Annotated in this window: 21 protein-coding genes; 7 read left to right on the top strand and 14 right to left on the bottom strand. The window is 47.5% G+C overall.

Annotation, left to right across the window (positions count from 1 at the left end; all coding sequences use genetic code 11):
- Window positions 1–144: 144 nt before the first annotated feature.
- The gene (locus JHJ32_RS05175; RefSeq protein WP_079716295.1) at window positions 145–426 is read right to left on the bottom strand and encodes an ATP-dependent Clp protease adaptor ClpS; all 282 of its coding nucleotides are present in this window, start codon (window positions 424–426) and stop codon (window positions 145–147) included.
- A gap of 146 nt (window positions 427–572) precedes the next feature.
- On the opposite strand from JHJ32_RS05175, the gene JHJ32_RS05170 reads away from it, so the two are divergent.
- Window positions 573–1,619, top strand: coding sequence for a 3-oxoacyl-ACP synthase III family protein (locus tag JHJ32_RS05170; protein ID WP_200120225.1), 1,047 nt, complete (start codon window positions 573–575; stop codon window positions 1,617–1,619).
- 13 nt (window positions 1,620–1,632) lie between these two features.
- Here JHJ32_RS05170 and JHJ32_RS05165 read toward each other — a convergent pair whose 3' ends face one another.
- The 9 genes from JHJ32_RS05165 to dapF form a co-directional block, all read right to left on the bottom strand.
- The gene (locus tag JHJ32_RS05165; RefSeq protein WP_200120224.1) at window positions 1,633–3,573 is read right to left on the bottom strand and encodes a nucleoside-diphosphate sugar epimerase/dehydratase; all 1,941 of its coding nucleotides are present in this window, start codon (window positions 3,571–3,573) and stop codon (window positions 1,633–1,635) included.
- A 295-nt stretch (window positions 3,574–3,868) separates the two neighbouring features.
- A complete protein-coding gene (atpG, locus tag JHJ32_RS05160) occupies window positions 3,869–4,753 on the bottom strand; it encodes an ATP synthase F1 subunit gamma (protein WP_079716297.1) in 885 nt (294 codons plus the stop codon).
- 57 nt (window positions 4,754–4,810) lie between these two features.
- Complete coding sequence (gene atpA / locus JHJ32_RS05155; protein ID WP_079716298.1) at window positions 4,811–6,385, bottom strand: F0F1 ATP synthase subunit alpha; 1,575 nt, start codon at window positions 6,383–6,385, stop codon at window positions 4,811–4,813.
- Window positions 6,386–6,406: 21 nt separating this feature from the next.
- Complete coding sequence (gene atpH / locus JHJ32_RS05150) at window positions 6,407–6,958, bottom strand: ATP synthase F1 subunit delta (protein WP_200120223.1); 552 nt, start codon at window positions 6,956–6,958, stop codon at window positions 6,407–6,409.
- A gap of 28 nt (window positions 6,959–6,986) precedes the next feature.
- Window positions 6,987–7,487, bottom strand: a complete 501-nt coding sequence (locus tag JHJ32_RS05145; RefSeq protein ID WP_079716301.1) for a F0F1 ATP synthase subunit B — start codon at window positions 7,485–7,487, stop codon at window positions 6,987–6,989.
- A 93-nt stretch (window positions 7,488–7,580) separates the two neighbouring features.
- Window positions 7,581–7,787, bottom strand: coding sequence for an ATP synthase F0 subunit C (gene atpE / locus JHJ32_RS05140; protein WP_079716302.1), 207 nt, complete (start codon window positions 7,785–7,787; stop codon window positions 7,581–7,583).
- Window positions 7,788–7,830: 43 nt separating this feature from the next.
- Complete coding sequence (gene atpB, locus JHJ32_RS05135; RefSeq protein WP_200120222.1) at window positions 7,831–8,919, bottom strand: F0F1 ATP synthase subunit A; 1,089 nt, start codon at window positions 8,917–8,919, stop codon at window positions 7,831–7,833.
- A 14-nt stretch (window positions 8,920–8,933) separates the two neighbouring features.
- Complete coding sequence (locus tag JHJ32_RS05130; protein WP_200120221.1) at window positions 8,934–9,329, bottom strand: hypothetical protein; 396 nt, start codon at window positions 9,327–9,329, stop codon at window positions 8,934–8,936.
- Window positions 9,323–10,114 carry a diaminopimelate epimerase gene (gene dapF, locus JHJ32_RS05125; RefSeq protein WP_200120220.1) on the bottom strand — a complete coding sequence of 264 codons (792 nt, stop codon included), beginning with the start codon at window positions 10,112–10,114 and terminating at the stop codon, window positions 9,323–9,325. The genes JHJ32_RS05130 and dapF overlap by 7 nt, the downstream gene beginning before the upstream one ends.
- A 198-nt stretch (window positions 10,115–10,312) precedes the next feature.
- On the opposite strand from dapF, the gene JHJ32_RS05120 reads away from it, so the two are divergent.
- Complete coding sequence (locus JHJ32_RS05120; RefSeq protein ID WP_200120436.1) at window positions 10,313–11,875, top strand: Do family serine endopeptidase; 1,563 nt, start codon at window positions 10,313–10,315, stop codon at window positions 11,873–11,875.
- A 179-nt stretch (window positions 11,876–12,054) separates the two neighbouring features.
- Here the strand turns inward: JHJ32_RS05120 and JHJ32_RS05115 are convergent, their stop codons facing one another.
- Both JHJ32_RS05115 and JHJ32_RS05110 read right to left on the bottom strand, forming a co-directional pair.
- The gene (locus JHJ32_RS05115; protein ID WP_200120219.1) at window positions 12,055–12,690 is read right to left on the bottom strand and encodes a hypothetical protein; all 636 of its coding nucleotides are present in this window, start codon (window positions 12,688–12,690) and stop codon (window positions 12,055–12,057) included.
- A gap of 502 nt (window positions 12,691–13,192) precedes the next feature.
- Window positions 13,193–13,603: a BrxA/BrxB family bacilliredoxin gene (locus JHJ32_RS05110; RefSeq protein ID WP_079716308.1), complete on the bottom strand. Its 411-nt coding sequence runs from the start codon at window positions 13,601–13,603 to the stop codon at window positions 13,193–13,195.
- A 472-nt stretch (window positions 13,604–14,075) separates the two neighbouring features.
- Here JHJ32_RS05110 and ahcY point away from each other — a divergent pair, with 472 nt between their 5' ends.
- Window positions 14,076–15,392, top strand: coding sequence for an adenosylhomocysteinase (ahcY, locus tag JHJ32_RS05105; RefSeq protein WP_079716309.1), 1,317 nt, complete (start codon window positions 14,076–14,078; stop codon window positions 15,390–15,392).
- A gap of 68 nt (window positions 15,393–15,460) precedes the next feature.
- Here the strand turns inward: ahcY and JHJ32_RS05100 are convergent, their stop codons facing one another.
- Both JHJ32_RS05100 and JHJ32_RS05095 read right to left on the bottom strand, forming a co-directional pair.
- Window positions 15,461–16,006, bottom strand: a complete 546-nt coding sequence (locus tag JHJ32_RS05100; protein ID WP_200120218.1) for an AAA family ATPase — start codon at window positions 16,004–16,006, stop codon at window positions 15,461–15,463.
- 82 nt (window positions 16,007–16,088) lie between these two features.
- Entirely contained in the window at window positions 16,089–16,601 is a 513-nt protein-coding gene (locus JHJ32_RS05095; protein WP_079716310.1) for a hypothetical protein, read from the bottom strand.
- 382 nt (window positions 16,602–16,983) lie between these two features.
- Here JHJ32_RS05095 and carB point away from each other — a divergent pair, with 382 nt between their 5' ends.
- The 4 genes from carB to JHJ32_RS05075 all read left to right on the top strand — a co-directional run bounded on the left by carB (window position 16,984) and on the right by JHJ32_RS05075 (window position 25,384).
- Window positions 16,984–19,800: a carbamoyl-phosphate synthase large subunit gene (carB, locus tag JHJ32_RS05090; RefSeq protein WP_079716312.1), complete on the top strand. Its 2,817-nt coding sequence runs from the start codon at window positions 16,984–16,986 to the stop codon at window positions 19,798–19,800.
- A gap of 114 nt (window positions 19,801–19,914) precedes the next feature.
- A complete protein-coding gene (locus tag JHJ32_RS05085) occupies window positions 19,915–20,502 on the top strand; it encodes an RNA polymerase sigma factor (protein ID WP_079716321.1) in 588 nt (195 codons plus the stop codon).
- 87 nt (window positions 20,503–20,589) lie between these two features.
- Window positions 20,590–21,798 (top strand): FecR family protein, encoded by a 1,209-nt coding sequence (locus JHJ32_RS05080; protein ID WP_200120217.1) that lies wholly within the window; start codon window positions 20,590–20,592, stop codon window positions 21,796–21,798.
- Window positions 21,799–22,066: 268 nt separating this feature from the next.
- Window positions 22,067–25,384: a TonB-dependent receptor gene (locus JHJ32_RS05075; protein WP_200120216.1), complete on the top strand. Its 3,318-nt coding sequence runs from the start codon at window positions 22,067–22,069 to the stop codon at window positions 25,382–25,384.
- The last annotated feature ends 8 nt before the right edge of the window (window positions 25,385–25,392 follow it).

The raw sequence follows: 25,392 nt of genomic DNA, 5'->3' as shown, positions 1-25,392 counted from the left end.
TCGTACAATATAGTATCTGAATAATATAGTATCTGAGGAATTACCGCTGCAAAGATTGTGCTTTTATCGAAACGATATGGATATGGTAACCGCATTATTACAGCTCTGGAGCTGCTTCACCTACATTGTTACCTAATGGGGCGTTTATTCGATACTAACGGTTAACCCCTCTGACTTGAGTATTTTTCGATACACATCAACCTCCGTATACGTACCTTCGAGCACGGCACATTTACCTTCGGTGTGTACCTTCCAGGCGATTTTTTCGGCCTCTGCCTCGGTATATTGCAGGTGTTTCACCAGGCAATTGATTACGTGGTCAAATGTATTGGTATCATCATTCCAAAGGATGAGCCGATGGGTGGGCGAGATAGCGGCCAACACCTCGTCAAGCGTATAGGTTTCTTCTTGCGTTTCGACCGTCATGACTGCAAACTTAGCTAAACTTGCATATAAAAGCAAGTTATCGATCGCTCATCTGCCAGGAAGACAGGCCTGACAGCTGAAATTACGTCTTTTCTAAAAATTTCCGTACAATTGCGTTAGGTAAGTTTAAAACGAAGGCGTGATTTATGTACCAGTCAAGAATAGCCGGCATGGGATATTATGTCCCCCAACAGGTTTACACCAATCAGGATTTAACCCGTTTCATGGATACAAGCGACGAATGGATACAAGAGCGCACAGGCATCAAGGAACGCCGCTTTGCCGACCGTTTCAACGAAACCACCACCACAATGGCCATCGAGGCGGCTAATATAGCCATCAAACGTGCGGGCACCACCGCGCAGGAAATCGATTTTATTGTATTTGCCACATTGAGCCCAGACTACTACTTCCCCGGTTGCGGTGTACTGCTACAGCGTGAAATGGGTATGCGCGAGATCGGCGCATTGGATGTAAGGAATCAATGTTCAGGATTTGTATATGCCTTGTCTGTAGCGGATCAATTCATCAAGACAGGCATGTACAAAAACGTACTTGTCGTGGGGAGTGAGAAACATTCATTTGCCATGGATTTCCATACCCGCAGCCGCAATATTTCGGTCATTTTTGGGGATGGTGCCGGTGCAGTGGTACTGCAACCTACTCAAGAACGTGGCAAAGGTATTTTAAGTACGCATTTACACAGTGATGGCAGTGAGGCCGAGCTCCTGGCTATGTATTATCCCGGTGCTCATGCCAATAAGTGGATAAGCGGCAAGCCGCCGTTTCCAAATCAGGAACTTGGCGGGCTTTTCCTCACCACGGAGCAATTGGAGAGCGGAGCAGCGCTACCTTACATGGATGGACCCGCTGTATTTAAGAAAGCAGTGGTTAAGTTTCCAGCGGTAATAAAAGAAGCCTTGGCCGCCAATAACCTATCGGAAAAAGATATTGATCTACTCATACCCCATCAGGCCAACCTCCGCATCAGCCAGCATATACAAGGGCAATTGGGGTTGCGTGATGATCAGGTTTTCAACAATATTCAACGATACGGCAACACAACGGCGGCCTCAATACCTATTGCGCTATGCGAGGCTTGGGAGACCGGAAAAATCAAGGAACATGATTTGGTATGCCTTGCTGCTTTCGGATCAGGGTTCACCTGGGCAAGTGCACTGATTAGGTGGTGATTATCCAACGTAGTTATCCTACCGAATCCAAGGCTTCAAACGGTGAATTTTTACTAACAAACTCGGGAACTATCTCTTTCATCTTTCGAACGACACCGCTGCTGTTCTTTCGCTCATTTATTGAGATCAGTTCGTAAATTACACGTTTAGCCCGTTCGTAGTCCATCGGATTGACACGAGCTATGTGTATTTTATCATGGTGAGTTGGCAGTACTTTCTCTCCGTCATTTAACAGCTCTTCATACAGTTTCTCGCCGCTACGCAAACCGGTATAAATGATCTCAATGTCTTTATCGGGTTTCAATCCAGCGAGTTGAATCATCTTCCGGGCCAGATCGATAATCTTCACCGGTTTGCCCATATCAAACACATAGATTTCTCCACCGTTGCCCATGGTACCCGCTTCCAATACCAATTGGACGGCTTCCGGTATGGTCATAAAATACCGGGTAATGTCCGGATGTGTTACGGTGATTGGCCCCCCTTTTTCGATTTGCGCCCGGAACCGTGGAATGACCGACCCATTTGAGCCCAATACATTTCCAAAACGGGTGGTGATAAACCGTGTTCCTTTTACTGTTTTGGTTGTTCCGGTAGCCGTGTCTACCAATTGAAGCGACTGTTCCCTATCCAAACTTTGCGTGTAAATCTCTGCAATCCGTTTGGACGCCCCCATCACATTGGTTGGATTGACCGCCTTATCTGTAGAAATCATCACAAACTTCTTCACGCCAAAAAGAACGGCCAGATCAGCGACATTCTTTGTCCCACCTACGTTGGTGCTGACGGCCTCCCCAGGATTCCGTTCCATCATCGGCACATGTTTATACGCCGCTGCATGGTACACCAATTCAGGCCGATAGTCGTTGAATATCTGATGCATGCGTTCCAGATTGCGGATATCCGCTATGGCAACAACCACATTACTCGACGGAAATTTCTCCTCGATCTCCAACTGTATGTCATGCATAGCCGATTCGGCTTGATCACAAAGGATAAGCATCTGCGGCTCGTAGCGTAATACCTGGCGAACGATCTCCGACCCAATGGAACCAGCAGCACCGGTAATCAAAATGCGCTTGCCACATAAATCATCGCAAACTTTATCATTATTTATCCGTATAGGCGCCCGCTGGAGAAGGTCTTCTATGCGCAGATTCTTTATCTGTTGCAATCGCAGTCTGCCCGATATCCATTCTGACGCAGGAGGCACCGTCAATACCTTGATACCCAATCGCAAACAACGTTCTACAATGACCTTTTTATCCCTACTGCCCAAGTGGTCCTTTACAAAAATCATCTGGTCAATGGCATACCGGTCTTTCAACGCTGCCAGATCCTTTACATGATAAACCCGCTTCCGTTCGATATAGCTATTTAATTTGCTTCTATTCGTATCGATAAAACCGATAATAATAAATTTCGACTCCGTACTGTTCTCCAGCGCTTGTTTAGCCATAATCGCATTCTGATCAGCACCGTAAATCAGCACCCTCACGGTGTCTACATCACGCACTTTCCGCATCAGCATAAAGTAAATGCTCTTCACCGTAATACGCAGCATGATCAGAAAAGAGGTGGCGATAAAGAAATTAATCAACAAGACCAGCCCTAATTGGCTGTCTTTAATATTCCACAACGTTGCAAGGATTAAATAGGCGACGATCACATACGTCACAGAAGTGATCAGCATGGCGGAGAAAATCTTGAGCATATCCCGCGTATCCGAGTAACGGATCAGGCCCGTGTGTATCCGCATAAGGAAAAATACCGGTAAAGCCAGGCCGCTATAAACCGCCGTATGGACGAAGAAATGCCCCCGGGTAATGTCATGGAAATTAAATTGCTTAGCAATAAGATAAGACAGCGTGAATGACCATGTTAAAACCAAAAGATCCAGCAATAATATTGCCCAACGAGGTACGGTTTTGAAGCGAAGTATAAGTTCTTTCATGTAAGCTTGATAATTGTAGCCGCTCCCACCCTTCACTCATTGCAACGAGTGTAATCTACCTTTTGCTACAACATGTGTACAACAATAGCAAATTATTAACCTCAAAAGCCCCCATCACCTATCCTGCTACTCGCTCAATAACCTTGCCAAAGGGTATGTTGGCCACTTTCAGGATTAATAACACAAAAGTATGCGAATTGTTTATCAAAACATATACCCAATAATAGGTATTCTTCATTCGCCAAAAAAACAAAAAGGGCACAAGTGCCCTTTTTATCAAACGTTGTATGATCGACTATCCATTGGACAGCGCGGCTGCTCCGCTCACAATCTCGGTGAGTTCAGTCGTAATAGCAGCCTGACGCGCTTGATTATAGGATAATTTAAGCGACTTCAACAATTCGCCTGCATTGTCTGTCGCCTTATCCATCGCGGTCATCCGTGCCCCATGTTCAGAAGCATGCGAATCCAATATCGCTTTATAAAGCTGTACTTTTATCGCTTTCGGTATCAATTCCTCGATTATCTCGCGCTTAGATGGCTCAATGATATAATCCGCTTCCACCGTTGGCTTGTCCGATGCTACCGTAGCCGGCAACAGCGGCAACAGTTGTTCGGTTGTTAGGATTTGGACAGCCGCATTTTTAAACCGGTTATATACCAATTCAACCCTGTCGTATTCGCCGTCCACAAACCCTTTCATAATGGTTTCAGCGATCGTTGAGGTGTTTTCGAAATTCAGCGCGGCAAACAAATCATTGTGGTCGCCTATAACCTGATATTTACGTTTCTGGTAGTAGTCCTGTGCCCGTTTACCGATAGCGATAATGCGCACATTACCCGCCTGCAGTTGCTCCCTATAACGTTCGGCAATCAACTGGTTCGCAGTTTTGATGGCATTCGTATTGAACGCACCCGCTAATCCCCTGTTGGAAGCGATGACAACTACCAGCACCCTATTTGGCTTACGATCCACCGTGTAGGGAGAAGTTCCGCCTTCCACACTGGCAGATACGTTGACCAGAATCTCCCGCAACTTCTCCGCATAAGGACGTAACTGCACAATGGCATTGGTTGCCCGCTTCAGCTTCGCCGCGGAGACCATTTTCATAGCCTTCGTAATTTGCTGTGTAGAAGTGACCGATGTAATTCGGTTTCGTACTTCCTTTAAATTTGCCATATCTACTTTTAGATTTTAGATCTACGACTTCAAATTGAATCGCAAATCGTAAACTCGCTAATATTTACCGGCCAATTCTTTAGCCACGGTTTCTAATACACCAGTAAGCTCATCCGTAAATTTACCTTCCTTAAGTGCTTTCAGCACTTCCGGGTGGCGCAGCTCCAACTGCTGGAGGTATTCGGCTTCAAACGCTTTCACCTTGTCCACCGGGACATTTCGAAACAGTCCTTTTGTACCGGCATAGATGATGGCCACCTGCTTTTCTACGGGCACGGGCGAAAATTGTCCTTGTTTCAGGATTTCCACATTACGTACGCCCTTATCCAATACTGCCTTCGTCGCCGCGTCAAGATCCGAACCGAACTTAGCGAATGCTTCCAGTTCGCGGTACTGCGCTTGGTCAAGCTTCAATGTACCGGCTACTTTCTTCATGGACTTGATTTGGGCATTACCACCTACACGTGATACCGAGATGCCGACGTTAATCGCTGGGCGAACACCTGCGTTAAACAAGTTAGACTCCAGGAAAATCTGCCCGTCTGTGATGGATATCACGTTGGTAGGAATATACGCCGACACGTCACCCGCCTGGGTCTCGATGATAGGAAGCGCCGTGAGTGAGCCTCCTCCCTTGACCAACGGCCGGATGGCGTCAGGCAAATCGTTCATCTGCCTTGCGATGTCATCCGAAGCATTAATTTTTGCCGCACGTTCCAAAAGCCGGCTATGCAGGTAAAATACGTCACCGGGATATGCTTCCCGGCCCGGCGGACGGCGGAGCAGCAACGAAACCTCGCGGTAAGCGACCGCTTGCTTCGACAAATCATCATAGATAATCAGTGCTGGACGCCCCGTATCACGGAAAAATTCACCGATGGCCGCCCCGGCCATGGGTGCATAGAACTGCATCGGCGCAGGATCAGCAGCCGAAGCGGAGACCACAATCGTGTAGGGCATTGCACCATGTTCCTCCAAGGTGCGCACGATGTTTGCTACCGTTGAATTCTTCTGACCAACAGCTACATAAATGCAATATACCGGCTCACCTGCATCGTAAAATTCTTTCTGATTGATGATGGTATCGATACACACCGCTGTTTTTCCAGTTTGGCGGTCACCAATAACCAACTCACGCTGGCCACGGCCGATTGGAATCATCGCGTCAATCGCCTTAATACCGGTTTGTAGCGGCTCATTTACCGGCTGGCGGAAAATAACCCCCGGAGCTTTGCGCTCGATAGGCATTTCGTAGGTCTCGCCAAGGATGGGGCCTTTGCCATCTATTGGTTGTCCCAACGTATTTACCACACGGCCCAACATACCCTCCCCTACCTTGATGGAGGCGATACGGCGGGTACGTTTGATAGTATCTCCTTCTTTGATCTCATCTGACTGGCCAAGCAATACGACACCCACGTTGTCTTCTTCAAGATTCAACACAATGCCTTGCAAGCCATTCTCAAATTCAACCAGCTCGCCAGACTGGACTTTCGTTAAACCATATATCCGTGCTATACCGTCGCCAATCTGCAATACGGTACCCACTTCTTCAAGCTCGGCTTCTGATTTGAAGCCCGACAGCTGTTCTCTTAAAATTGCCGATACTTCATCGGGTCTTACCTCTATCATTTCTGTCTTATTAGGGGTTTCTTATATTTTTACAACTTGTGAATTGAAGTGAAGTTCCAATTTCTTCAACTTGCCTGCGATGCTTGTGTCAATTTGCCTATCACCTACCGTCACCACAAAGCCGCCAATCAATGAGGGGTCCACGCTGTTTTTCAACACCACCTCAGCATTCACTTCGCCGGCAATTATCTGGCGTAAGGCATCCAGGTTCTTTGCCGAAAGCGCCGCTGCCGAAGTGACCTTTGCATGGATGATACCCTTCACTCCATTGTATGCACGGATAAATTCCTGTGCGGTCCCGTATAAAATACCGGCGCGGCCTTTCCGTACCATGATATGGAAAAAAGCTGTAATACTTGGATGGACTTTATCGCTAAATAGCGCGTCCAGGATGCCGCTTTTCTTATCCTGCTTTATAATAGGGTTCTGCAATACGGCCTGTAACGCTTTATTGGCTCGCAATACCGTTATAAAACGTTCCATATCTTGTTTCACGGTTTCCAGATTCCCTTGTTCCTGGGCCAAATCGATGAGTGATTTAGCGTACCGTGATGCAACTGTAAATTCTGACATATCCTTATGCGGTTAGCTGCGGGCTACTTTAATTCAACTTCACGTCTTTAAGCAAATCAGTCACCAACGCCTCTTGCTTGCGTTCATCCTCAAACTCTTTTTGGAGGACTTTGCGGGCAATCTCAAGCGAAAGGGATGAAACTTGGTTTTTCACGTCTGCTAATGCCCTTTTTTTCTGATCGTCTATTTCCTTCCGTGCCTGCTCAATCAGTTTGGCCCCCTCGGCTTGCGCGAGATTCTTTGCATCTGCTACAATTTGGTCTTTCAATGCCTTGGCTTCCTTCAGGATAACGTCGCGCTCCGCGCGCGCTGCTTTTAGCAATTGTTCATTTTCGTTGGTCAGGCGAGCCATCTCCGCTTTTGCTTTTTCGGCAGACGTCAGCGCGTCCTCGATCGACTTCTCACGTTCACCGATAGCCTCCATAATAGGCTTCCACGCAAATTTCCGCAAAAGCAACAGCAATAACAGGAACGCGATAAGTGTCCAAAATACCAATCCGATGCTCGGATTACCAATATCAAAACTCATATATCCTTTTAAATTTAGTTTCGTTTAAATGAAAGCCAGACACCAGACCAACCGTCAGGTGTCCGGCTTCTAATTCAGCTTCTTTGCGAAGGATTACAATCCCATCAAAGACACTACGATTGCAAACAGCGCAGCACCTTCGATAAGGGCAGCAGCGATAATCATAGCGGTCTGAATTTTGGAAGCAGCCTCAGGCTGGCGAGCAATACCTTCCATTGCCTTACCGCCTACTTGTCCGATACCAAGTCCGGCACCGATCACTGCTAATCCGGCACCAATTGCCGCAATTGAACCTACCATAACAAATTTAATTTAATGTATATTTAATATAAGGATTTGCAAATCAATGATGCTCCTCTACCGCCATACCAATGAACAGCGCGGTAAGCAAAGTAAATATAAAAGCCTGTAACGCAGCCACCAGCAGCTCCAGCACATTCATAAACAATACGAAGGCGAGCGATACCGGTGCTATCGCCAGCGATTTGAACACAAAAATGAGCGAAATCAAACTAAGGATGATGATGTGCCCTGCCGTAATGTTGGCAAATAAACGGATCATCAACGCAAATGGCTTGGAAATCACCCCGACCAATTCCACCGGTATCATGATAGGATACAACCACCAAGGCACATCGGGCATTAAGATATGTTTCCAATAATATTTATTACCGTTGACATTGACTACGATTAACACGATAAGCGCCAGCACAAACGTCACCGCAATATTCCCGGTGACATTCGCTGCTCCCGGGAAAATCGGTATCAGCCCCAGCAGGTTATTAACCCAGATAAAAAAGAAAATGGTGAGCAACAACGGCATAAACCGGGCATAGCCATGGCCAATATTCGGCCGTGCAATATCATCCCGCACAAAGAGGATAATCGGCTCCAAAAAGGATTGCAGTCCTTTGGGCGCTTTGCCTTCCCGCCGTTTGTAAGCCCTTGCCACGGAAGTAAAAATCAGCAACAAGACGATTACTGACAGGAACATGGAAGCTACATTTTTCGTAATGGAAAAGTCCCATACGTTCTTGGAAGCCTCTTCATCCACTGCCCCCGCAGCGTTCACCACTTTAATTTTCTTTTTGTCGACCAGTCGATACGTGTAGTGTTTGCCGGGGTGGTCATGTTCCCCATGGTGAAATGCGGAGGAAAGAAAAAACTCAAAGCCTTTATCTGTATATAAAATAACCGGAAGTGGGATCGAAGTGTGGCCCCAGAGGTGCCAGTCATGCGCATCGCTAATATGCTCCATGATTACTTTGGTCGGCTCAAATTCTTCATCAGCATGCGCTTCATAACCCGTTGCTGCAGCGGTATCCGATGCAGCGTATGTGGTGGTGGCCTTAGCGACTGAAAAGGTCGTTAAAACGGCGAAAATTGCTATAAAGCTTATTTTTTTTGAATCGAAAAAGTGCCTAAAATCCATCTATTCCCAATTTTTTACGTCTGATTTTGGTCGCGCAAGTTACGTAACAAACATATAAGTTCAAAGAGGGTAAACAATAAATATAATGAAAAAAAGTTAAATGCCGTAAGCATCTTATTTTCAGGGAATTTTATTATCAAGAACGCGACGACGGCCAAGCACGCGAACAGCTTAATAAAAAGCCCGCCTATTAGACTATAAATGGACAATTCCCCCCCTTTGCGGATACCATAATCACTCATTAGGTAAGCAGCCAGGGTAAAGGTGAACACCACGACAAAAAGCAACCAGAAATGAGGGCTCAGCAGGTCGCTCTCACCGAATAGCCGTTGTAATGCCAAAGCCAGCAAAGCCACGAACAATGCGAAGAGATGGTAATACAGGATAAAACGCCCAAGTCCCATTACCACGAAATCTCACCTTTAAAAACGAACTCGGCCGGGCCCTCTAAGAAAACATTCGTAAAATGATCACCTGCCTTGGAAAAACGGATAGTAAGTTTCCCTCCCGCTACGCGAATCGGCGTCTCAAACTCGCCGTCCTCCCCTTGGCGCCATGCCATCGCCAAGGCCACAGCGGTAGCGCCCGTACCGCATGCCAACGTTTCATCCTCCACACCGCGCTCGTAAGTGCGCACGTAGTAGCCTCCGTTCTCAGCTTGTACAAAATTCACATTGATTCCTTCGTCGCGGTAGGTATCGTTATAACGAACTTTACGCCCCTCCTCAAACACGGCAAATGTATCCAGATGCTGCACGATTTTGATGTAATGTGGCGAACCGGTATTTAATATATAGGCTTCGCCGTCTTGTTGGACGGCATCGACATCGATCATCTGTAAGCTTATCCAACCCACGTTATTGGCATGGATCCGGGCATGGTGCACGCCATCAGCTGCCAAAAAGTCAGTCTGGCTTCCGGTAATCCCCAGATCTTGAGCAAACGCCACGATGCACCGACCGCCATTGCCGCACATGCTCCCTTCATGACCATCCGCATTGTAATAAATCATTTCGAAATCATGCCCCTCTACGTCCTGCAATAGCATTAACCCATCAGCTCCGATACCGAATCTTCTATCGCAAAGCTTTCGCACCAAATCCACGTTTGCGCGGTCGAATAGCTCATTTCTATTATCGAAAATAATAAAGTCATTACCCGCTCCCTGGTATTTGTAGAATATGTGTGTTTCCATGATATACCCTTTAACCAGCCAAAGGTAGTCATATGCTGGCAGATTTTAGGTGGTTTTCCTGCAATCCGGTCTTTTTTTGCTTTAACATTATTTAACAGAAAAGTGCCGCCCCTCGTTTGCTTTGGATCATGAAATGGTATTACATTTGAACAGCTTTTTGCAAAAACAAAATTTCGACTTATAACGATTGGAATTATGATGAAAAAATTAGGATTAACATTATTGACCGCACTTGTAGGAGGCTTGATAGCTGTGGGCGGTTATAAACTGTTTGAAAACAAACAGGAAAGTAAAATGTCTTTTGAGGAACGGCAACAATTGCACTACGCCAATAACCCGGTACCAAATGTAGTTTCGTCTACAGGAAATCCAGATTTCACGCAAGCAGCCGCCACGGTTGCTCCTGCAGTTGTGCATATCACCACGACTTATCCAGGGCGTACGAGAAGCTCCGGTGGCGCGGCTCCGCTTGACTTGTTTGAGGAATTTTTCGGTGTACCAAGGCAACGGCCACAGCGCTCGCAACCACCGGCTCAGGCGACCGGCTCAGGCGTAATTATTTCCGAAGATGGCTATATCGTCACCAATAATCACGTGGTAGAAGATGCCAATAAAATTGAGGTGCAGCTCACGGATAAACGTGTAGTGGAAGCAAAAATCATCGGCCGCGATCCAAACACGGACCTTGCGTTGATCAAAATCAACGAAAAAGGGCTGCCTTTCGTGCGGTTCGGCGATTCGGATGATGTCCGCATCGGTGAATGGGTATTGGCAGTGGGCTACCCGCTTGGACTGGAATCAACGGTAACAGCAGGTATCGTCAGCGCCACTGGGCGCTCCACAGGCATCATCGCCCGCGAATTGCAGCAACGGCAGTATCAACAGCGAGGTTATCCGCAGTCAGACGACGAGCCCATGCTCAATACTGCTGTTGAATCGTTTATCCAAACCGACGCCGTGATCAATAAAGGAAACAGTGGCGGTCCCCTGGTCAATGCCAATGGCGAACTAATTGGCATCAACTCCAATATCATGACCCCAACAGGTACTTACGCAGGCTATGGTTTTGCGGTTCCTGTCAACCTGGTTAAGAAAATTGCCGATGACTTCATCAAATTTGGCATGGTGAAACGCGGTTTGATAGGCGTCACGTTCAGGGAGCTCAACCCAACGGCAGCAAAGGAACTGGAAGTTAGCGATGTAAACGGCCTCTACATCATGGAAATTGTCTCCAAGGGTGCAGCTGAGGAAGCTGGCCTTAAAAAAGGAGACATCATTACCAAGCTCGACGGTCGGGTTATTACCTCGTCTTCGGATTTGCAGGAACGGATTTACCGGTTACGCCCGGGCGATAAGGTGAAACTGACCTATAAACGAGATGGCAAGGAACGTGATGTCACCGTTACATTGAAAGAAGACACACGTGCCACCGAAAGCAGCAGAGCGGAAAGCGAAGCAAAACGCAGTGCCACGGAGATCTATAACAAGTTAGGTGCCGGGTTTGTTCCTGCTACCGACGCCAGGAAGAAAGAACTGGGCGTTTCGTCAGGTGTTGTGGTCACGCAAGTCCACCAAGGAGGACTCTTTGACTACTTCAATGTACAGCGCGGCCTGGTAATTACCCATATCAATGGTAAACCGGTAAACAGCGCTGATGATGTTGAAGCAGCATTGGCAAATTCCGAGCGGGGTATCGTCCGCATTGTCGGCGTACCGCAACGGGGCAGTCGGGTCGAATTGAATGTGCCCATTGAGTACTGAGGACTGACAGACGTTAGCCAGAGATATCGGACTAACATCCAAAAAAACCGGCTCGTTTAATGCGAGCCGGTTTTTTTTGGTTTTCTGGTTGATGGTATTCTGCGGAACATTTTCATTCCGGGGATGCTCGCCATTATGTTTAGCAGCCGGGGAGTGTTGGCGTAAATTTTTTATACTACTTATCTCCGCGCATAAAATTCCCCGTCGATTACAAGGGGCGTTTCCAATTCAACGATATTGCCTAAGGGCGTCATGTAAGGCAATACCGCTTGACTCAAGACACCGTGGAATGTTCCTTTAAAGTAAGTTGAGGTAACCTCTTTCAAAATAACGTGAGCCGAACCGGTCTGAAACGAGCTATTCGTCACATAGACATACTGGCTCGCCAGCGCCTCGGTAAGGTATTGCACACTTATTTGATCTTGTTTATCAGCGATACCCGTCGTTTCGTCTGGCTCGAACGTGTTTTCGTATTTTTTGTTTGGTTTCCAGGTATCGTACACAAAACAATTCAGGAAAAGGGCCTCTTTTCCTATGATACCTCTCCTGATACCCTCACTACCCTCCACCGTCAAACTGAACTGCTGGTAATCGATAGTCTCATCGGGAGCTTTGCTCAGCGCAGCCGTTACACCCGACTTATAGTCAACACGCTTGCCATTGACGGTCATCGTCACATAATAACCATCCTCCTCACCTTCGTCAACCTCCGGCAATTCATTTTTCGCACAGGCCGATACGACCAAAACCAACGTGATCAGTGCAAGGTTATTCCATGACAAAAAAGTCTTCATTGTTGCAATCTTCCTTTTCATTTTATTAAAGCTGTTTGATAGACCTTGACAAATCTAACGGTGTTTCCAGTCGAATAGAATACCCAATAGTGAGTATTTTTAGACAGTTTTTTCATCACGGTCCGTACATTCGCAGACATCGGGCCGCAGATACGGGTTAATGAACCGAGAAAAACTGATTGGTGAAAAAGTTTCCGGCTTCTGCAACCGGCTGGTACCTTTGGCAGACCGGAGCAGGTTCAGGGTACGCCCGCTCTCTTGTAGATTGTGCAAATAGGAAAGCAACGTAGTCCTATTGACGCCTATTTTCCCACTGATTTTGCTTACATCGGAAACGGAGGATGGTCTATGTTCAGAAAGCTAAAAGAGCAATGATAGAGGGAACAAGTAGCTCAAAATTCTGAGCTTACCAAAAAGAAAATATAGTTAATACCAAGAAGCCGCCTTCTACGTAAAAAAACTCGCCGATAAACTTGTTTTTCCACATAGAAGACGGCCCCTTTTTATCAACCACCAACAATCATTAACAATATTCATCAAATGCGGCCACCAGATTATCCGCAATCATCTGCGCGGGGCGTCCCTCAATCTGATGCCGCTCAATCATGTGTACGAGTTTGCCATCTTTAAATAATGCCATAGCCGGCGATGACGGCGGATAAGGCAGCATGTAAGAACGAGCTTTATCTACCGCGTCTTTTTCCATACCCGCGAATACCGTGACTGTCTTGTCGGGATGCTTTTCATGCTTGACAGCGGCAATCGCTGCCGGACGGGCATTCGCCGCGGCACAACCGCATACGGAATTTACCACCACAAATACGGTCCCTTCTTGCTTAATGGCCGCATCAACTTCTTCGGGGGTTTTCAGTTCTTCAAAGCCAACGTCAGTCAGCTCCTTGCGCATCGGCGCTACTAAGTATTCAGGATACATGTGTTTATTCCTTTCTATTGTTTAATTTAATCAATTCGTATACAAAATCTTTGCAAAGATACGGCTCCGTTTCGCCTTAAACAACTCTACACTTTCACCCCAATGTCAGAATTCATCCTAAAGGGCGTGGCCAATGCACCGCCACAATATCCATGAAGGCTGGCCGATGAAACCGGATTAAAACTTATTTAATAACTGCTTTACTTTTTCATTTCATCGTAAATCCATCGTATTTCCATCGTATTTTATTCGATGAAATTATAATAAAATGACCATTATCGTACGTTATTACTCAATTTTAGTTTACTTTTATATCAAATTCAAAGCTATTCTAATATAGGAAACAGTGTCGTTCCTTTTACAAAAGAACCGCCCATCGGGTTATCAGCGCGTTGTGTTTATCCAGATTTGAAAATCACATCGGGATACCGTATCTTTGTTTCCGTTTTATTTACATTAAAGTAGCACGAATATGTCATCAATAGACACCTCCTATATACCCTACAAAGTAAAGGATATCAGCCTCGCATCATGGGGCCGCAAAGAAATCGAGCTGGCAGAAGCCGAAATGCCCGGTCTCATGGCGATCCGTGAAGAGTTCGGCACCTCCAAACCGTTGAAAGGGGCTCGCATCGCCGGTTGCTTGCACATGACCATTCAAACGGCTGTACTGATTGAAACGCTTATTGAATTGGGTGCAGAAGTATCATGGTCATCCTGTAATATCTTCTCCACCCAGGATCATGCCGCTGCTGCCATTGCCGCAGCAGGCATCCCGGTATACGCCTGGAAAGGCATGACAGAAGATGAATTCAACTGGTGTATCGAACAGACCTTATTTTTCGGCGAGGAACGTAAGCCACTCAATATGATATTGGATGACGGTGGCGATCTCACTAATATGGTGTTTGATAAATACCCTGAGTTAATTAGTGGCATTAAAGGTTTATCCGAAGAAACCACTACGGGCGTGCACCGTCTTTATGAGCGCATGAAGAACGGCACCCTCCACCTGCCTGCCATCAATGTAAACGACTCGGTCACCAAATCCAAATTTGACAACAAATACGGATGCCGCGAATCGTTGGTCGACGCTATCCGCCGTGCGACCGACCTGATGCTGGCCGGCAAAGTAGCTGTGGTAGCGGGGTATGGCGATGTGGGTAAAGGCTCTGCCGAATCATTGCGCAGCGCCGGAGTACGCGTCATCGTCACTGAAATCGACCCCATCTGTGCATTGCAAGCAGCGATGGAAGGCTATGAAGTAAAGAAATTTGCCAACGCCGTCAAGGAAGCCGATATTATTGTAACGGCCACCGGCAACCGGGATATTGTCCGCCCAGAACATTTCAGGACGATGAAAGATAAGGCTGTGGTGTGCAATATCGGCCATTTCGACAATGAAATCGATGTAGCGTGGCTCAACTCTAACTACGGCGACACAAAGGTGGAAATCAAACCGCAAGTAGACAAATACACCATTGACGGCAAGGATGTCATCCTGTTGGCCGAGGGCCGGCTGGTCAATCTCGGCTGTGCTACCGGACACCCTTCCTTCGTGATGAGTAACTCATTTTCAAACCAGACGCTCGCACAGATTGAATTGTGGACCAACAGCGAGAACTACGAAAATAAAGTTTACACGCTGCCCAAACATCTCGATGAAAAAGTAGCCCGGCTTCACCTTGCTAAGATTGGCGTCGAACTGGATACGCTGGACGAACACCAGGCCGGGTATATCGGTGTACCCGTCGAAGGCCCTTACAAACCGGATCATTACCGGTATTAATTTTCCTCGCCGTACGGAGACGCTATGGGCGGCACAGTACCTTTACTTGGCGTCTTCGCGCTTCCATTTTAAAGCGGCCTTTCGAGGAAGGCTTGCACGGCTTTCCGGGCGTTTGCAAACCGGTCCTCACCTTGCCCGGAAATTACCGCGTAATTTGCCTGGATTGCCTGTAATTCTTGGTGCCACACTTCCATAAAATGCTCCCGAAGGTGCGGGAAATCACGCAGCGGATCATCCACCCACGGCAAATCGATATCCATTAATAAGTAAAAATCATAATGCGTAGATCGGAGTGTCTCAAGAACAACGGCTGGTGTATAACCAAAGAGATGGTCGCACCAGACCTTAATCGTGAGTATCATGGTATCGCAGATTAAGCGGTTTTTTTTTGCAAGCGGCACCAAGCTGCGTTCGAGCGCCAATTGCCCGTAAAACATATTCAATTCGTCCTGCAATGTATATTCACGGTTAAGGTATTTGCAATATTCCCGCGCATATTCCGGTACACATATGGTACCGTACGCTCTGGCCAACTGTTCGGCTATAGTCGACTTGCCGGTAGACTCGGGCCCTACCACTGCTATTTTAACCAATCGGCTGCTATCTGGTCTCATTTCCAAGTTAACACAAATAAAAATTGCCATCAGCTCCATCAGCTAATGGCAATGCCTTTGAAAAGTCTTTAGCTGAAGCCGGCTAAAATGTGTACCGCGCAGCGATGCCTAGATTAGGAAAGAAATTCCCCCGTTGCTTTAATCCGTCGATATAAATGGTAGGCCTTAAATCGGCCGACAGATTTAAAGGAATATTATCAAATTTGTAATCTGCCCCACCCGTCGGGTAAATACCCACGCCGAAGCCTTGAAAATCATCTAAATCCGAAAATGCGGTATATAGTGAAAGTCCGCCACCGACAAACCATTTTAATCCCGGCACTTCGGGGATATCGAAATGATATTGGTATGTGCCTGACAGCGCAAGGGATGACCAATTCCAGTCATTTCCGCCCCATCTCCTATCGGCTCCGCTAAAGCCAAGATTAAATTCCACGGCCGCAGGCCGGGCAATAAACATCTTGTAAGACGCGGCTATCCAATCATAATGACCGGCACCGAATCGCAACCCAACCGACTGGTTATACTCGCTTTGCGCAAAGGATGTCATCACGCAAACAGAAAAAAGAGCTGATAATAACAATCTGATTTTCATCTATTTTATTTTTTTTCAGTGGCGATAAAGCTGTCATGGTTTAATTATTCCACTTTGTGATTTTTAAAAACCATGACAGTTTCATTTGTAAATAAATTTATTCTTAACGGCCTCGAATTTAAATAATCCTTTTACCGGCGTCAAAGGTAAAATATTAATGACAATAGCGAAAAAAATTCCTAAAATAAGCCAATAATACCGCAAAACAAACCTATCCGCGCCGTGATCAGATAATGAAAATATTTCACGGATTATTCCACAAAAAAAGTATACCTTTGCACTCCGACAAAACAGTCGGAATATCCTACCTCATTTTCTCAGGCATTCTCGCTGTTTTGACACCAGGTATCGTTGAAACATTGTTAACGTTTTTCACCATATAATGCCCAGAAACACTTCCATCAATTCTGTTTTGATTATCGGTTCAGGCCCCATTGTCATTGGACAGGCCTGCGAATTTGATTATTCCGGCTCGCAGGCGGCTTTGTCGCTCAAAGAGGAGGGGATTGAGGTATCCATCATTAACTCGAACCCCGCGACCATCATGACCGATAAGGTCATTGCCGACCACGTTTACTTGCTTCCGCTGACGTGTGAAAGCATTGAAAAAATCCTCCAGGAACGCCGCATCGATGCCGTCCTACCAACCATGGGTGGGCAGACAGCGCTCAATCTTTGCATCGAAGCCGATGAGCGCGGCCTTTGGAAAAAATACAATGTCCAGGTTATCGGCGTGGATGTAGCCGCGATTGAAAAGACGGAAAACCGCGAAGAATTCCGCAAGCTGATGGTTGACATCGGGGTAGGTATCGCCAAATCGAAAATCGCCAACTCCTTCCTCGAAGGGAAAGAAGCTGCCCAGGAAATCGGCTTTCCGCTGGTTATCCGGCCGTCTTATACCTTGGGTGGCACGGGCGGTGGTTTTGTACACAAGAAAGAAGATTTCGAAGCTGCGCTTAGCCGCGGACTGCAAGCCTCTCCTACGCATGAGGTATTGGTAGAACAGGCCGTATTGGGCTGGAAAGAGTTTGAGCTGGAATTGCTTCGCGACAACAATGATAATGTCATTATCATCTGTACCATTGAAAATTTCGACCCGATGGGTATCCACACCGGCGACTCGATAACGGTAGCACCCGGTATGACGCTCAGCGACCGTTGCTACCAACAGATGCGCAACCAAGCCATCCAAATGATGCGGGCCATTGGCAACTTCGCGGGCGGATGTAATGTGCAATTTTCTGTCAATCCGGAAAACGAGGAAATCATCGCCATCGAAATCAACCCGCGCGTATCTCGCTCGTCGGCATTAGCTTCTAAAGCCACTGGATATCCCATTGCCAAAATTGCATCGAAGTTAGCCATCGGCTATAACCTCGATGAAATCGAAAATCAAATCACGAAGACGACTTCCGCGTATTTCGAACCAACGCTTGATTATGTCATCGTGAAAGTTCCTCGCTGGAACTTTGCTAAATTCAAGGGGGCTAACCGCGAATTGGGCCTACAAATGAAATCGGTAGGCGAAGTCATGGCCATTGGCCGTACCTTCATCGAAGCGTTGCAGAAAGCTTGCCAAAGCTTGGAGACCGGACGCCATGGGCTGGGCGCTGACGGCAAGCAACTGCGCAACCTTGAGGAGATTATGCACAGCCTCGAACACCCAAGCAGCGACCGCATATTCCACATCAAAGATGCGTTTGAGCTGGGCGTTCCGTTGGAATCCATCCGGAAAGCGACGCACATCGACAAGTGGTTTCTTCTACAAATCCAAGAGTTGGTGCATCTTGAGGCCGAGCTACGCCGGTATCAACTGAATAATATCCCGCGCGACTTTTTCCTCGCATTGAAACAAAAAGGCTATTCGGATGTACAGATTGCCTGGTTGCTGGGCAACGTCACGGAAGATGATGTATACCACCGCCGCACGGAACTCGGCATCCGAAGGGTATATAAAATGGTCGATACGTGTGCAGCGGAATTTCCGGCACAAACTCCCTACTATTATTCAACCTTCGAGGAAGAAACCGAATCGGTGGTGTCCGACCGTAAGAAAATCATCGTGCTTGGCTCTGGTCCGAACCGTATCGGACAAGGCATTGAATTTGACTACTCCTGTGTGCATGGCCTGCTGGCAGCCAAGGAGGCCGGATTTGAGTCTATCATGATCAACTGCAACCCTGAGACGGTGTCCACCGATTTCAATATGGCCGACAAGTTGTATTTTGAACCCGTTTATTGGGAACACGTCCGCGAAATCATAGCATTGGAAAAACCTGAAGGGGTAATCGTACAGTTGGGGGGTCAAACTGCCTTGAAGATGGCGGAGAAACTCGAAGCCAATGGCATCAAAATCATCGGAACCTCCTTCAAAGATATGGATTTGGCGGAAGATCGCGGTCGTTTCTCGGATTTACTGAAATCGCTCGACATCCCTTATCCGAAGTACGGCGTAGCTGAAAGTGCCGAGGAGGCACTCAAGGTTGCGAACGAAGTGGGTTATCCGGTACTGGTACGCCCAAGCTACGTGCTCGGGGGCGAGCGTATGAGCATCGTCATCAACGATGAAGAACTCGAAAAAGCTGTGGTAAAACTATTGCGCAACTTGCCGGGCAACCGTGTTCTTATCGACCACTTCCTTGACCGCGCCGAGGAAGCAGAGTCTGATTCTATTTGCGATGGTGAAGACGTTCATATCATCGGCATGATGGAACACATTGAACCTGCAGGCATACACTCGGGCGATTCAAGTGCCGTACTTCCGCCATTCAGCCTGCCTGAAAACGTGCAGCGCCAAATGGAGCAATACACCATCAAGCTTGCCAAGGCTCTCAAAGTAAAGGGCTTGCTCAACATACAATTTGCCATCAAAGACGAAAAAGTGTATGTCATCGAAGCCAATCCGCGGGCGTCACGCACCGTGCCCTTTATTGCCAAGGCTTATGACGTGCCTTATATCAATATTGCCACCAAGATCATGCTTGGCGTAAACAAACTGAAAGACTTCAACATCGAACGCAAGCTTACGGGTTATGCCATCAAAGTACCGGTCTTCTCGTTTGACAAATTCCCGGATGTGGATAAACAGCTGGGTCCCGAAATGAAATCGACGGGCGAGGCAATTCGCTTTATCAAAGATCTGGATGATCCGTTCTTCCGCGAGATGTACGCCAAAAAGTCGATGTACCTAAGTAAATAAGGAAGTATTCCCAGCCCTCATACAGCCCCCGGCGCCATTTCGGTTCCGGGGGCTTTTTTAAATTGCGGTATTGTTCAAATTTGCTATACTTGTTGCAACCAACGGTATAAATAGATGTCATTCGAACAGTTCAAGTCGGGAGATGAGCGGATACTTTCCGCGTATTTCGACCGGTATGCCCGGGGCCTTTTACTGTTTGCTTACCGTATGGTCGGTGACGATTCGATAGCCGAAGAGCTCGTCCAGGATGCGTTCCTGAAGCTTTGGGAAGCCCGTGAACGGTTGGAGAGCGAAGCACACCTGAAATCGTTCCTCTACCTAACCACCCGCAATGCTTGCATAGACTACCTTAAAGGAATTGGAAATCGCCTACGGGCGGCATCCGGCGAACTTAAGGAAGAGTTGCTACAGGCAGACAGCGACTTGCTCGCACGGATGATACATGCGGAAACCTTACAACTCATCTACGCAGCGATCAAGAGGCTCTCGCCTACGCAACAACGGGTTTTTAAACTCACTTTCATTGATGGATTGAGCACGGAAGAAATAGGCGCTGAATTGGGCATGAATTCAAACGCCGTATTCATCGCACGCTCCAAAGCATTAGCACGGCTTCAAAAGTTATTTAAAGGAAAAGACCTGTTAATCTACGTCGCTTTTTTGTCGTTAGCGAATCGGCAATTTGAATTGTCGTGCTCCTAAAACGTGAGCATTTCCGGATACAGTTTTTTTGTAATAATCGGAAAGGTTTCATTGGAAATATCGTAATAGCGTCCAAAGACCCTTAGATTGAGAACCGGAAAAGACATCGAGCAATTGCTTGTGCGCAGGCTACAGGGGATTGCCACCGATACAGAAAACCAACAAATCGAGCAATGGGCAGATGAAGATGTCCAACATCGCGCAACGCTTGCCCGGTTGGATTCCGAAGAAACGCTCCGGGAAGATCTACGTACATTGCTTTTCCTCGTTGACACGGAAGTGGGTGTTGTCCGTCTCAAACGCATGAATGAACATATCCGGCGATCCATCGCACGTCGTCCAAAACGTCGGTTGAACAAGTGGCTGCCGTATGTTGCAGCGATGGTCATCGCAGCGGCTACCTTGGCTTGGTGGTTTCTTGAAAAACAACCCGGCCATACGCGGTCGGATATCGTACGTGCAGAGAACATCCAACCAGGTGGAAACCGGGCTACCTTAACACTCACTGATGGGCGGACAATCACGCTCGATGAAACACAACATGGGATAATTTTCAGAGATCAGAACATTTCCTATACTGATGGCAGCAGACTACTGGATCAATACGAAGCTGCACCGACAGGCCACACCGGTCCGCCGTATGTTATACTCACGACACCGAGAGGGGGAACATACCAAATCGTATTGCAAGATGGTACGCAAATCTGGCTAAACGCATCCTCGTCGTTACGGTATCCGACAGCCTTTGACCGTAATGAACGTGTTGTTGAAATCACGGGCGAAGGGTATTTTGTTGTTGCGGAAGACTCCAGACCTTTTAAGGTCATTTCCGGCAGGCAGACGATCAACGTGCTGGGTACCGAATTCAACATCAGTGCGTACCCAGACGAGCCCGAAACGAAAACCACGTTGGTAAAAGGAAAGGTGCAGATAGGGCTTGACAACTCGCGCATTAATCACGCGCATGCGCCGTTCACACTCCGCCCGGGCCAGCAAGGGATTGTCGACACATCATCCGTTCGGGTTGAATGGGTGGATGTCAGCCAGCACACCGCATGGAAAGACGGGTTTTTCTATTTCGACGGCGATTCGCCACAGGAGGCTTTTGCCCAATTGGCACGATGGTACGATATCGAAGTGGTTTACCGAAACGACCTGCATACGATTGAGTTCTATGGAAAGATTGAGCGAAATATGTCGCTTGGAGCGTTCTTGAGCATATTGGAGGAAGCCGGGCTTGACTTCGAAGTCATCGCTAAAAAGAGCGGACTTCAGCTCGTTGTGGGTACCGAATAACATGAATTAAACACGACCGATTAAATAACCAATTAAACTGAAAAGCGATGATAAAACCAGCACCCGAATGAGTTGAGGCCTCATTTACAGCGAAAAATCCGGATGATGCTCACAACACCACCCGGCATATACGTTTGGATAGTACTCCTGACGTATCGCTACATGGAAATAACCAAAATTATAACCACCCAAACAAAGCAAATATATGAGTTTTTCACGATGTGTGAACAAGGATATCTATTCCTGTATCTACCAATATATACGAATAATGAAACTGACGACTTTTTTGATTGCGGTGTTCGTTTTGCAATCCTTCGCTGAGAGTAACGCTCAAAAAATCACGCTGAATGTCCGCAATGCAACGCTACAAGAAGTGATGAACAGTGTACAACGGCAACAGGGTGTTTCGTTCTTTTTCATCGGAAATAAGATTGCGTCAACCCGCATCAGTTTGAATATCGAACAATTGGAGTTGGCTGATGCGATGACGGCCATTCTCGCAAACAAGAACCTCGACTGGCATATCCAGGAAAATACGGTTGTCATCAAGCGTTCGAGCAACTCACGAACGGATATACAGCCCGAAAAAATGGCAATCGTAACTCGGCAACGAACCATTACGGGTACGGTGACGGACAGCCTTGGCGCACCATTGGTTGGTGTTTCGGTGGCGGTAAAGGAATCGAAGGCGACCACCAGTACGGATATCAATGGCAAATTCGTATTGGACGCGCCGTCGGGCCCTGTTACCACCCTAATCTTCTCTTACGTCGGCTATGTCACCCAAGAAATTGCCGTTGGAACGCAATCCGTTTTCGACGTGGTTTTGCAAGAGGATAATACCGGTCTGGACGAAGTCGTCGTGGTGGGATTTGGCGTACAGAAGAAAATCACCAACATTGGCTCTCAGGCCACGGTAAAACCAGAGGAACTGAAAACCCCGGTACGGAATCTTTCAACGGTATTGGCGGGCAGACTATCGGGAATAGTGGCCGTCCAACGGAGCGGCGAACCGGGATATGATAACGCAAATGTCTGGATCAGGGGTGTCTCCACGTTAACGGGGTCAAGCAGCCCCTTAGTGCTGGTTGATGGTGTGCAACGTCCGTTTTCCGATATAGACCCCGAAGACATCGAAAGCTTTTCCATTTTAAAGGACGCCTCGGCAACGGCGGTCTATGGTGTTCGCGGCGCGAACGGTGTCATCCTTATCAACACCCGGAAGGGCAAGCCCGGCCGCATCAATATCACCGCAGGTTATAATGAAGCCATCAACCAATTCACACGTATCCCGTCGCTGGTTGATGGGGCCACCTATATGCGAATCGTCAACGAAGCGCATACAACAAGAGGCAAGGCAGCCCGTTATTCGGAGGACATCATTGCGAAAACAGCCAGCGGCGAAGACCCTGATCTTTATCCGGACGTCAACTGGTACGATGAAGTTTTCAATAAATTCGGCCATAATCGCCGCGCAAACTTGAATATGACGGGCGGATCGGATCGTGTGAATTTTTATGTCTCTACAGCATACTTTAGTGAGGTCGGACTATTCAAGCGTGATGAACTCCAGAACTACAATTCGCAAATCAAGCTGGACCGCTATAATTTCACCACCAACCTTTCTATGCAGGCAACCGCTACAACAAAAATTGATCTGGGTGTTCAAGGGTACATCATGGATGGCAACTTTCCGGGCTCTTCTACCGGAGGGATTTTCGGGATGGCCATGCAAGCCACACCGATCGCATTCCCTGTTTTGTACAGCAATGGATATGTTGGCGACCAGCGTGGCGGTGAATTACAAAATCCCTATGCTATGCTGACACAAACGGGATATGTCACGGAGTGGCGCAACCGAATCAATTCGAATATCCGAGCCACTCAGGATCTCCACATGCTGATCCCCGGCCTATCGTTAACGTCGATGTTTTCATTCGATTCGTATAACGAAACAGCTGCCAGAAGACTAAAACGGCCCGACACATATCTGGCTACGCAACGGGATGAAAACGGCGAGCTGGTTTTTGAGCAAACGTATGTCGGCAGTCCCTATCTGGGGTTTGAAAGAACAAATCAAACCAGCAACCGTAATTTTTATACCGAGAGCGCGCTGAACTACACGGGGTCGTTCGGTAATCACCAGGCAACGGGTATGCTCCTTTTTAATCAAAGCGATTACATCGACAATTTCTCCGGAGACTTCATCGGATCTTTACCCTACCGGCTCCGTGGCCTTGCAGGACGCGCCACTTATGGCTTTAAGGAAAAATACCTTTTGGAGGTAAACTTTGGCTACAATGGGTCCGAGAATTTCTTACCCAACCGCCGATACGGGTTCTTTCCGTCGGTCGGTCTGGGCTGGGTTATATCGAATGAACCATTCTTCGGGTCATTAAGCGATGTCTTTCCAATGGCCAAATTCCGCTTCTCACATGGCCAAGTCGGTAACGCCGACATCGGTGGCCGCCGTTTTGCATATATCGGCACGGTGGGCGAAGGAGCGGGAGGATACACCTTCGGCAGGGATTGGAATAACTCATTCAGCGGATTGGATATCGCCGAATACGCGGTCGACGTCAGCTGGGAAAAGGCGACCAAAACGAATATCGGCATCGACGTAGACACACGCTTTGCGCCGGGTAATCGGTTAAATATACAATTCGATCTGTTTCATGAACGCCGCGAAGGCTCATTCTTGCGCAGAAGTTCTGTCCCCGCATTCGTGGGCTTGCTGAATAACCCATATGGCAACCTGGGAATAACCGAAAACAAAGGATTAGACGCCTCACTGACCTATGACGGAGCATTATCCGGCAACTTCAGTGTCAACTTCCAGGGAACAGTCACATACAACCGGAATGTCGTGATTGACGACGACCTGCCTCCCTGGAACTATCCCTGGCGCGAGCGGAAGGGCCAACGTATTGGCCAGCGCTTCGGCTTGATAGCAGAAGGGTTATTCAGGAGTGAGGAGGAGATCGAAAACAGCGCGACGCAGATAGGCGATGTGCGCGTCGGCGATATCCGGTACCGCGACCTCAATGGCGATGGAATGATTGACTCCAATGATGAGGCGCCTATCGGTTACGGCGATACGCCGCAGCTGGTGTATGGCCTGCGTGCCGGCTTTCGATGGGGGCAATTCTCCATGGCGGCATTCTTTCAGGGAATCGGCAATGTAGACATCCTATTAAACGGAGAAGGCCTTGTACCATTTCAGCAGGGAGGTACGAGAGGGAATTTATTGACCATTATCGAAGACCGTTGGACAGCGGAAAATCAAAACTTCAACGCGTTCTACCCCCGCTTGACGTTCGGTGACGAGAACATGAATTATCGAACAAGCTCATGGTGGGTCAAAAACGGTTCGTTTCTGCGATTGAAGACATTGGACCTGAATTACACGCTCAATAAGCGCTTTACCAATCGATTCCAACTGGAGTCTGCTACGATTTTCTTCCAAGGATTTAACTTATTCACGCTATCGGAATTTAAGATCTGGGATGTGGAGATGGGAAACGGGCGCGGAACAAATTACCCGCAGCACAAGACATACAGTTTGGGTATTCAATTAACATTTTAAGCTTCGTC

Origin of the sequence: Parapedobacter sp. ISTM3 (genome assembly GCF_016533505.1) — a bacterium.
GTDB classification, from domain to species: Bacteria; Bacteroidota; Bacteroidia; order Sphingobacteriales; family Sphingobacteriaceae; genus Parapedobacter; species Parapedobacter luteus.
Note: the sequence above shows the minus strand (reverse complement) of the source record. Positions and strands in the feature narration are given on the sequence as shown.

Bases quoted from the DNA above. Each gene is read 5' to 3' on its own strand.
- JHJ32_RS05165 (WP_200120224.1), bottom strand. From the start codon at position 3,573: ATGAAAGAACTTATACTTCGCTTCAAAACCGTACCTCGTTGGGCAATA.
- atpB (WP_200120222.1), bottom strand. From the start codon at position 8,919: ATGGATTTTAGGCACTTTTTCGATTCAAAAAAAATAAGCTTTATAGCA.
- JHJ32_RS05170 (WP_200120225.1), top strand. From the start codon at position 573: ATGTACCAGTCAAGAATAGCCGGCATGGGATATTATGTCCCCCAACAG.
- JHJ32_RS05145 (WP_079716301.1), bottom strand. From the start codon at position 7,487: ATGAGTTTTGATATTGGTAATCCGAGCATCGGATTGGTATTTTGGACA.
- atpH (WP_200120223.1), bottom strand. From the start codon at position 6,958: ATGTCAGAATTTACAGTTGCATCACGGTACGCTAAATCACTCATCGAT.
- atpE (WP_079716302.1), bottom strand. From the start codon at position 7,787: ATGGTAGGTTCAATTGCGGCAATTGGTGCCGGATTAGCAGTGATCGGT.
- JHJ32_RS05120 (WP_200120436.1), top strand. From the start codon at position 10,313: ATGAAAAAATTAGGATTAACATTATTGACCGCACTTGTAGGAGGCTTG.
- atpG (WP_079716297.1), bottom strand. From the start codon at position 4,753: ATGGCAAATTTAAAGGAAGTACGAAACCGAATTACATCGGTCACTTCT.
- JHJ32_RS05100 (WP_200120218.1), bottom strand. From the start codon at position 16,006: ATGAGACCAGATAGCAGCCGATTGGTTAAAATAGCAGTGGTAGGGCCC.
- JHJ32_RS05095 (WP_079716310.1), bottom strand. From the start codon at position 16,601: ATGAAAATCAGATTGTTATTATCAGCTCTTTTTTCTGTTTGCGTGATG.
- JHJ32_RS05110 (WP_079716308.1), bottom strand. From the start codon at position 13,603: ATGTATCCTGAATACTTAGTAGCGCCGATGCGCAAGGAGCTGACTGAC.
- dapF (WP_200120220.1), bottom strand. From the start codon at position 10,114: ATGGAAACACACATATTCTACAAATACCAGGGAGCGGGTAATGACTTT.
- JHJ32_RS05075 (WP_200120216.1), top strand. From the start codon at position 22,067: ATGAAACTGACGACTTTTTTGATTGCGGTGTTCGTTTTGCAATCCTTC.
- JHJ32_RS05115 (WP_200120219.1), bottom strand. From the start codon at position 12,690: ATGAAAAGGAAGATTGCAACAATGAAGACTTTTTTGTCATGGAATAAC.
- JHJ32_RS05085 (WP_079716321.1), top strand. From the start codon at position 19,915: ATGTCATTCGAACAGTTCAAGTCGGGAGATGAGCGGATACTTTCCGCG.
- ahcY (WP_079716309.1), top strand. From the start codon at position 14,076: ATGTCATCAATAGACACCTCCTATATACCCTACAAAGTAAAGGATATC.
- carB (WP_079716312.1), top strand. From the start codon at position 16,984: ATGCCCAGAAACACTTCCATCAATTCTGTTTTGATTATCGGTTCAGGC.
- atpA (WP_079716298.1), bottom strand. From the start codon at position 6,385: ATGATAGAGGTAAGACCCGATGAAGTATCGGCAATTTTAAGAGAACAG.
- JHJ32_RS05175 (WP_079716295.1), bottom strand. From the start codon at position 426: ATGACGGTCGAAACGCAAGAAGAAACCTATACGCTTGACGAGGTGTTG.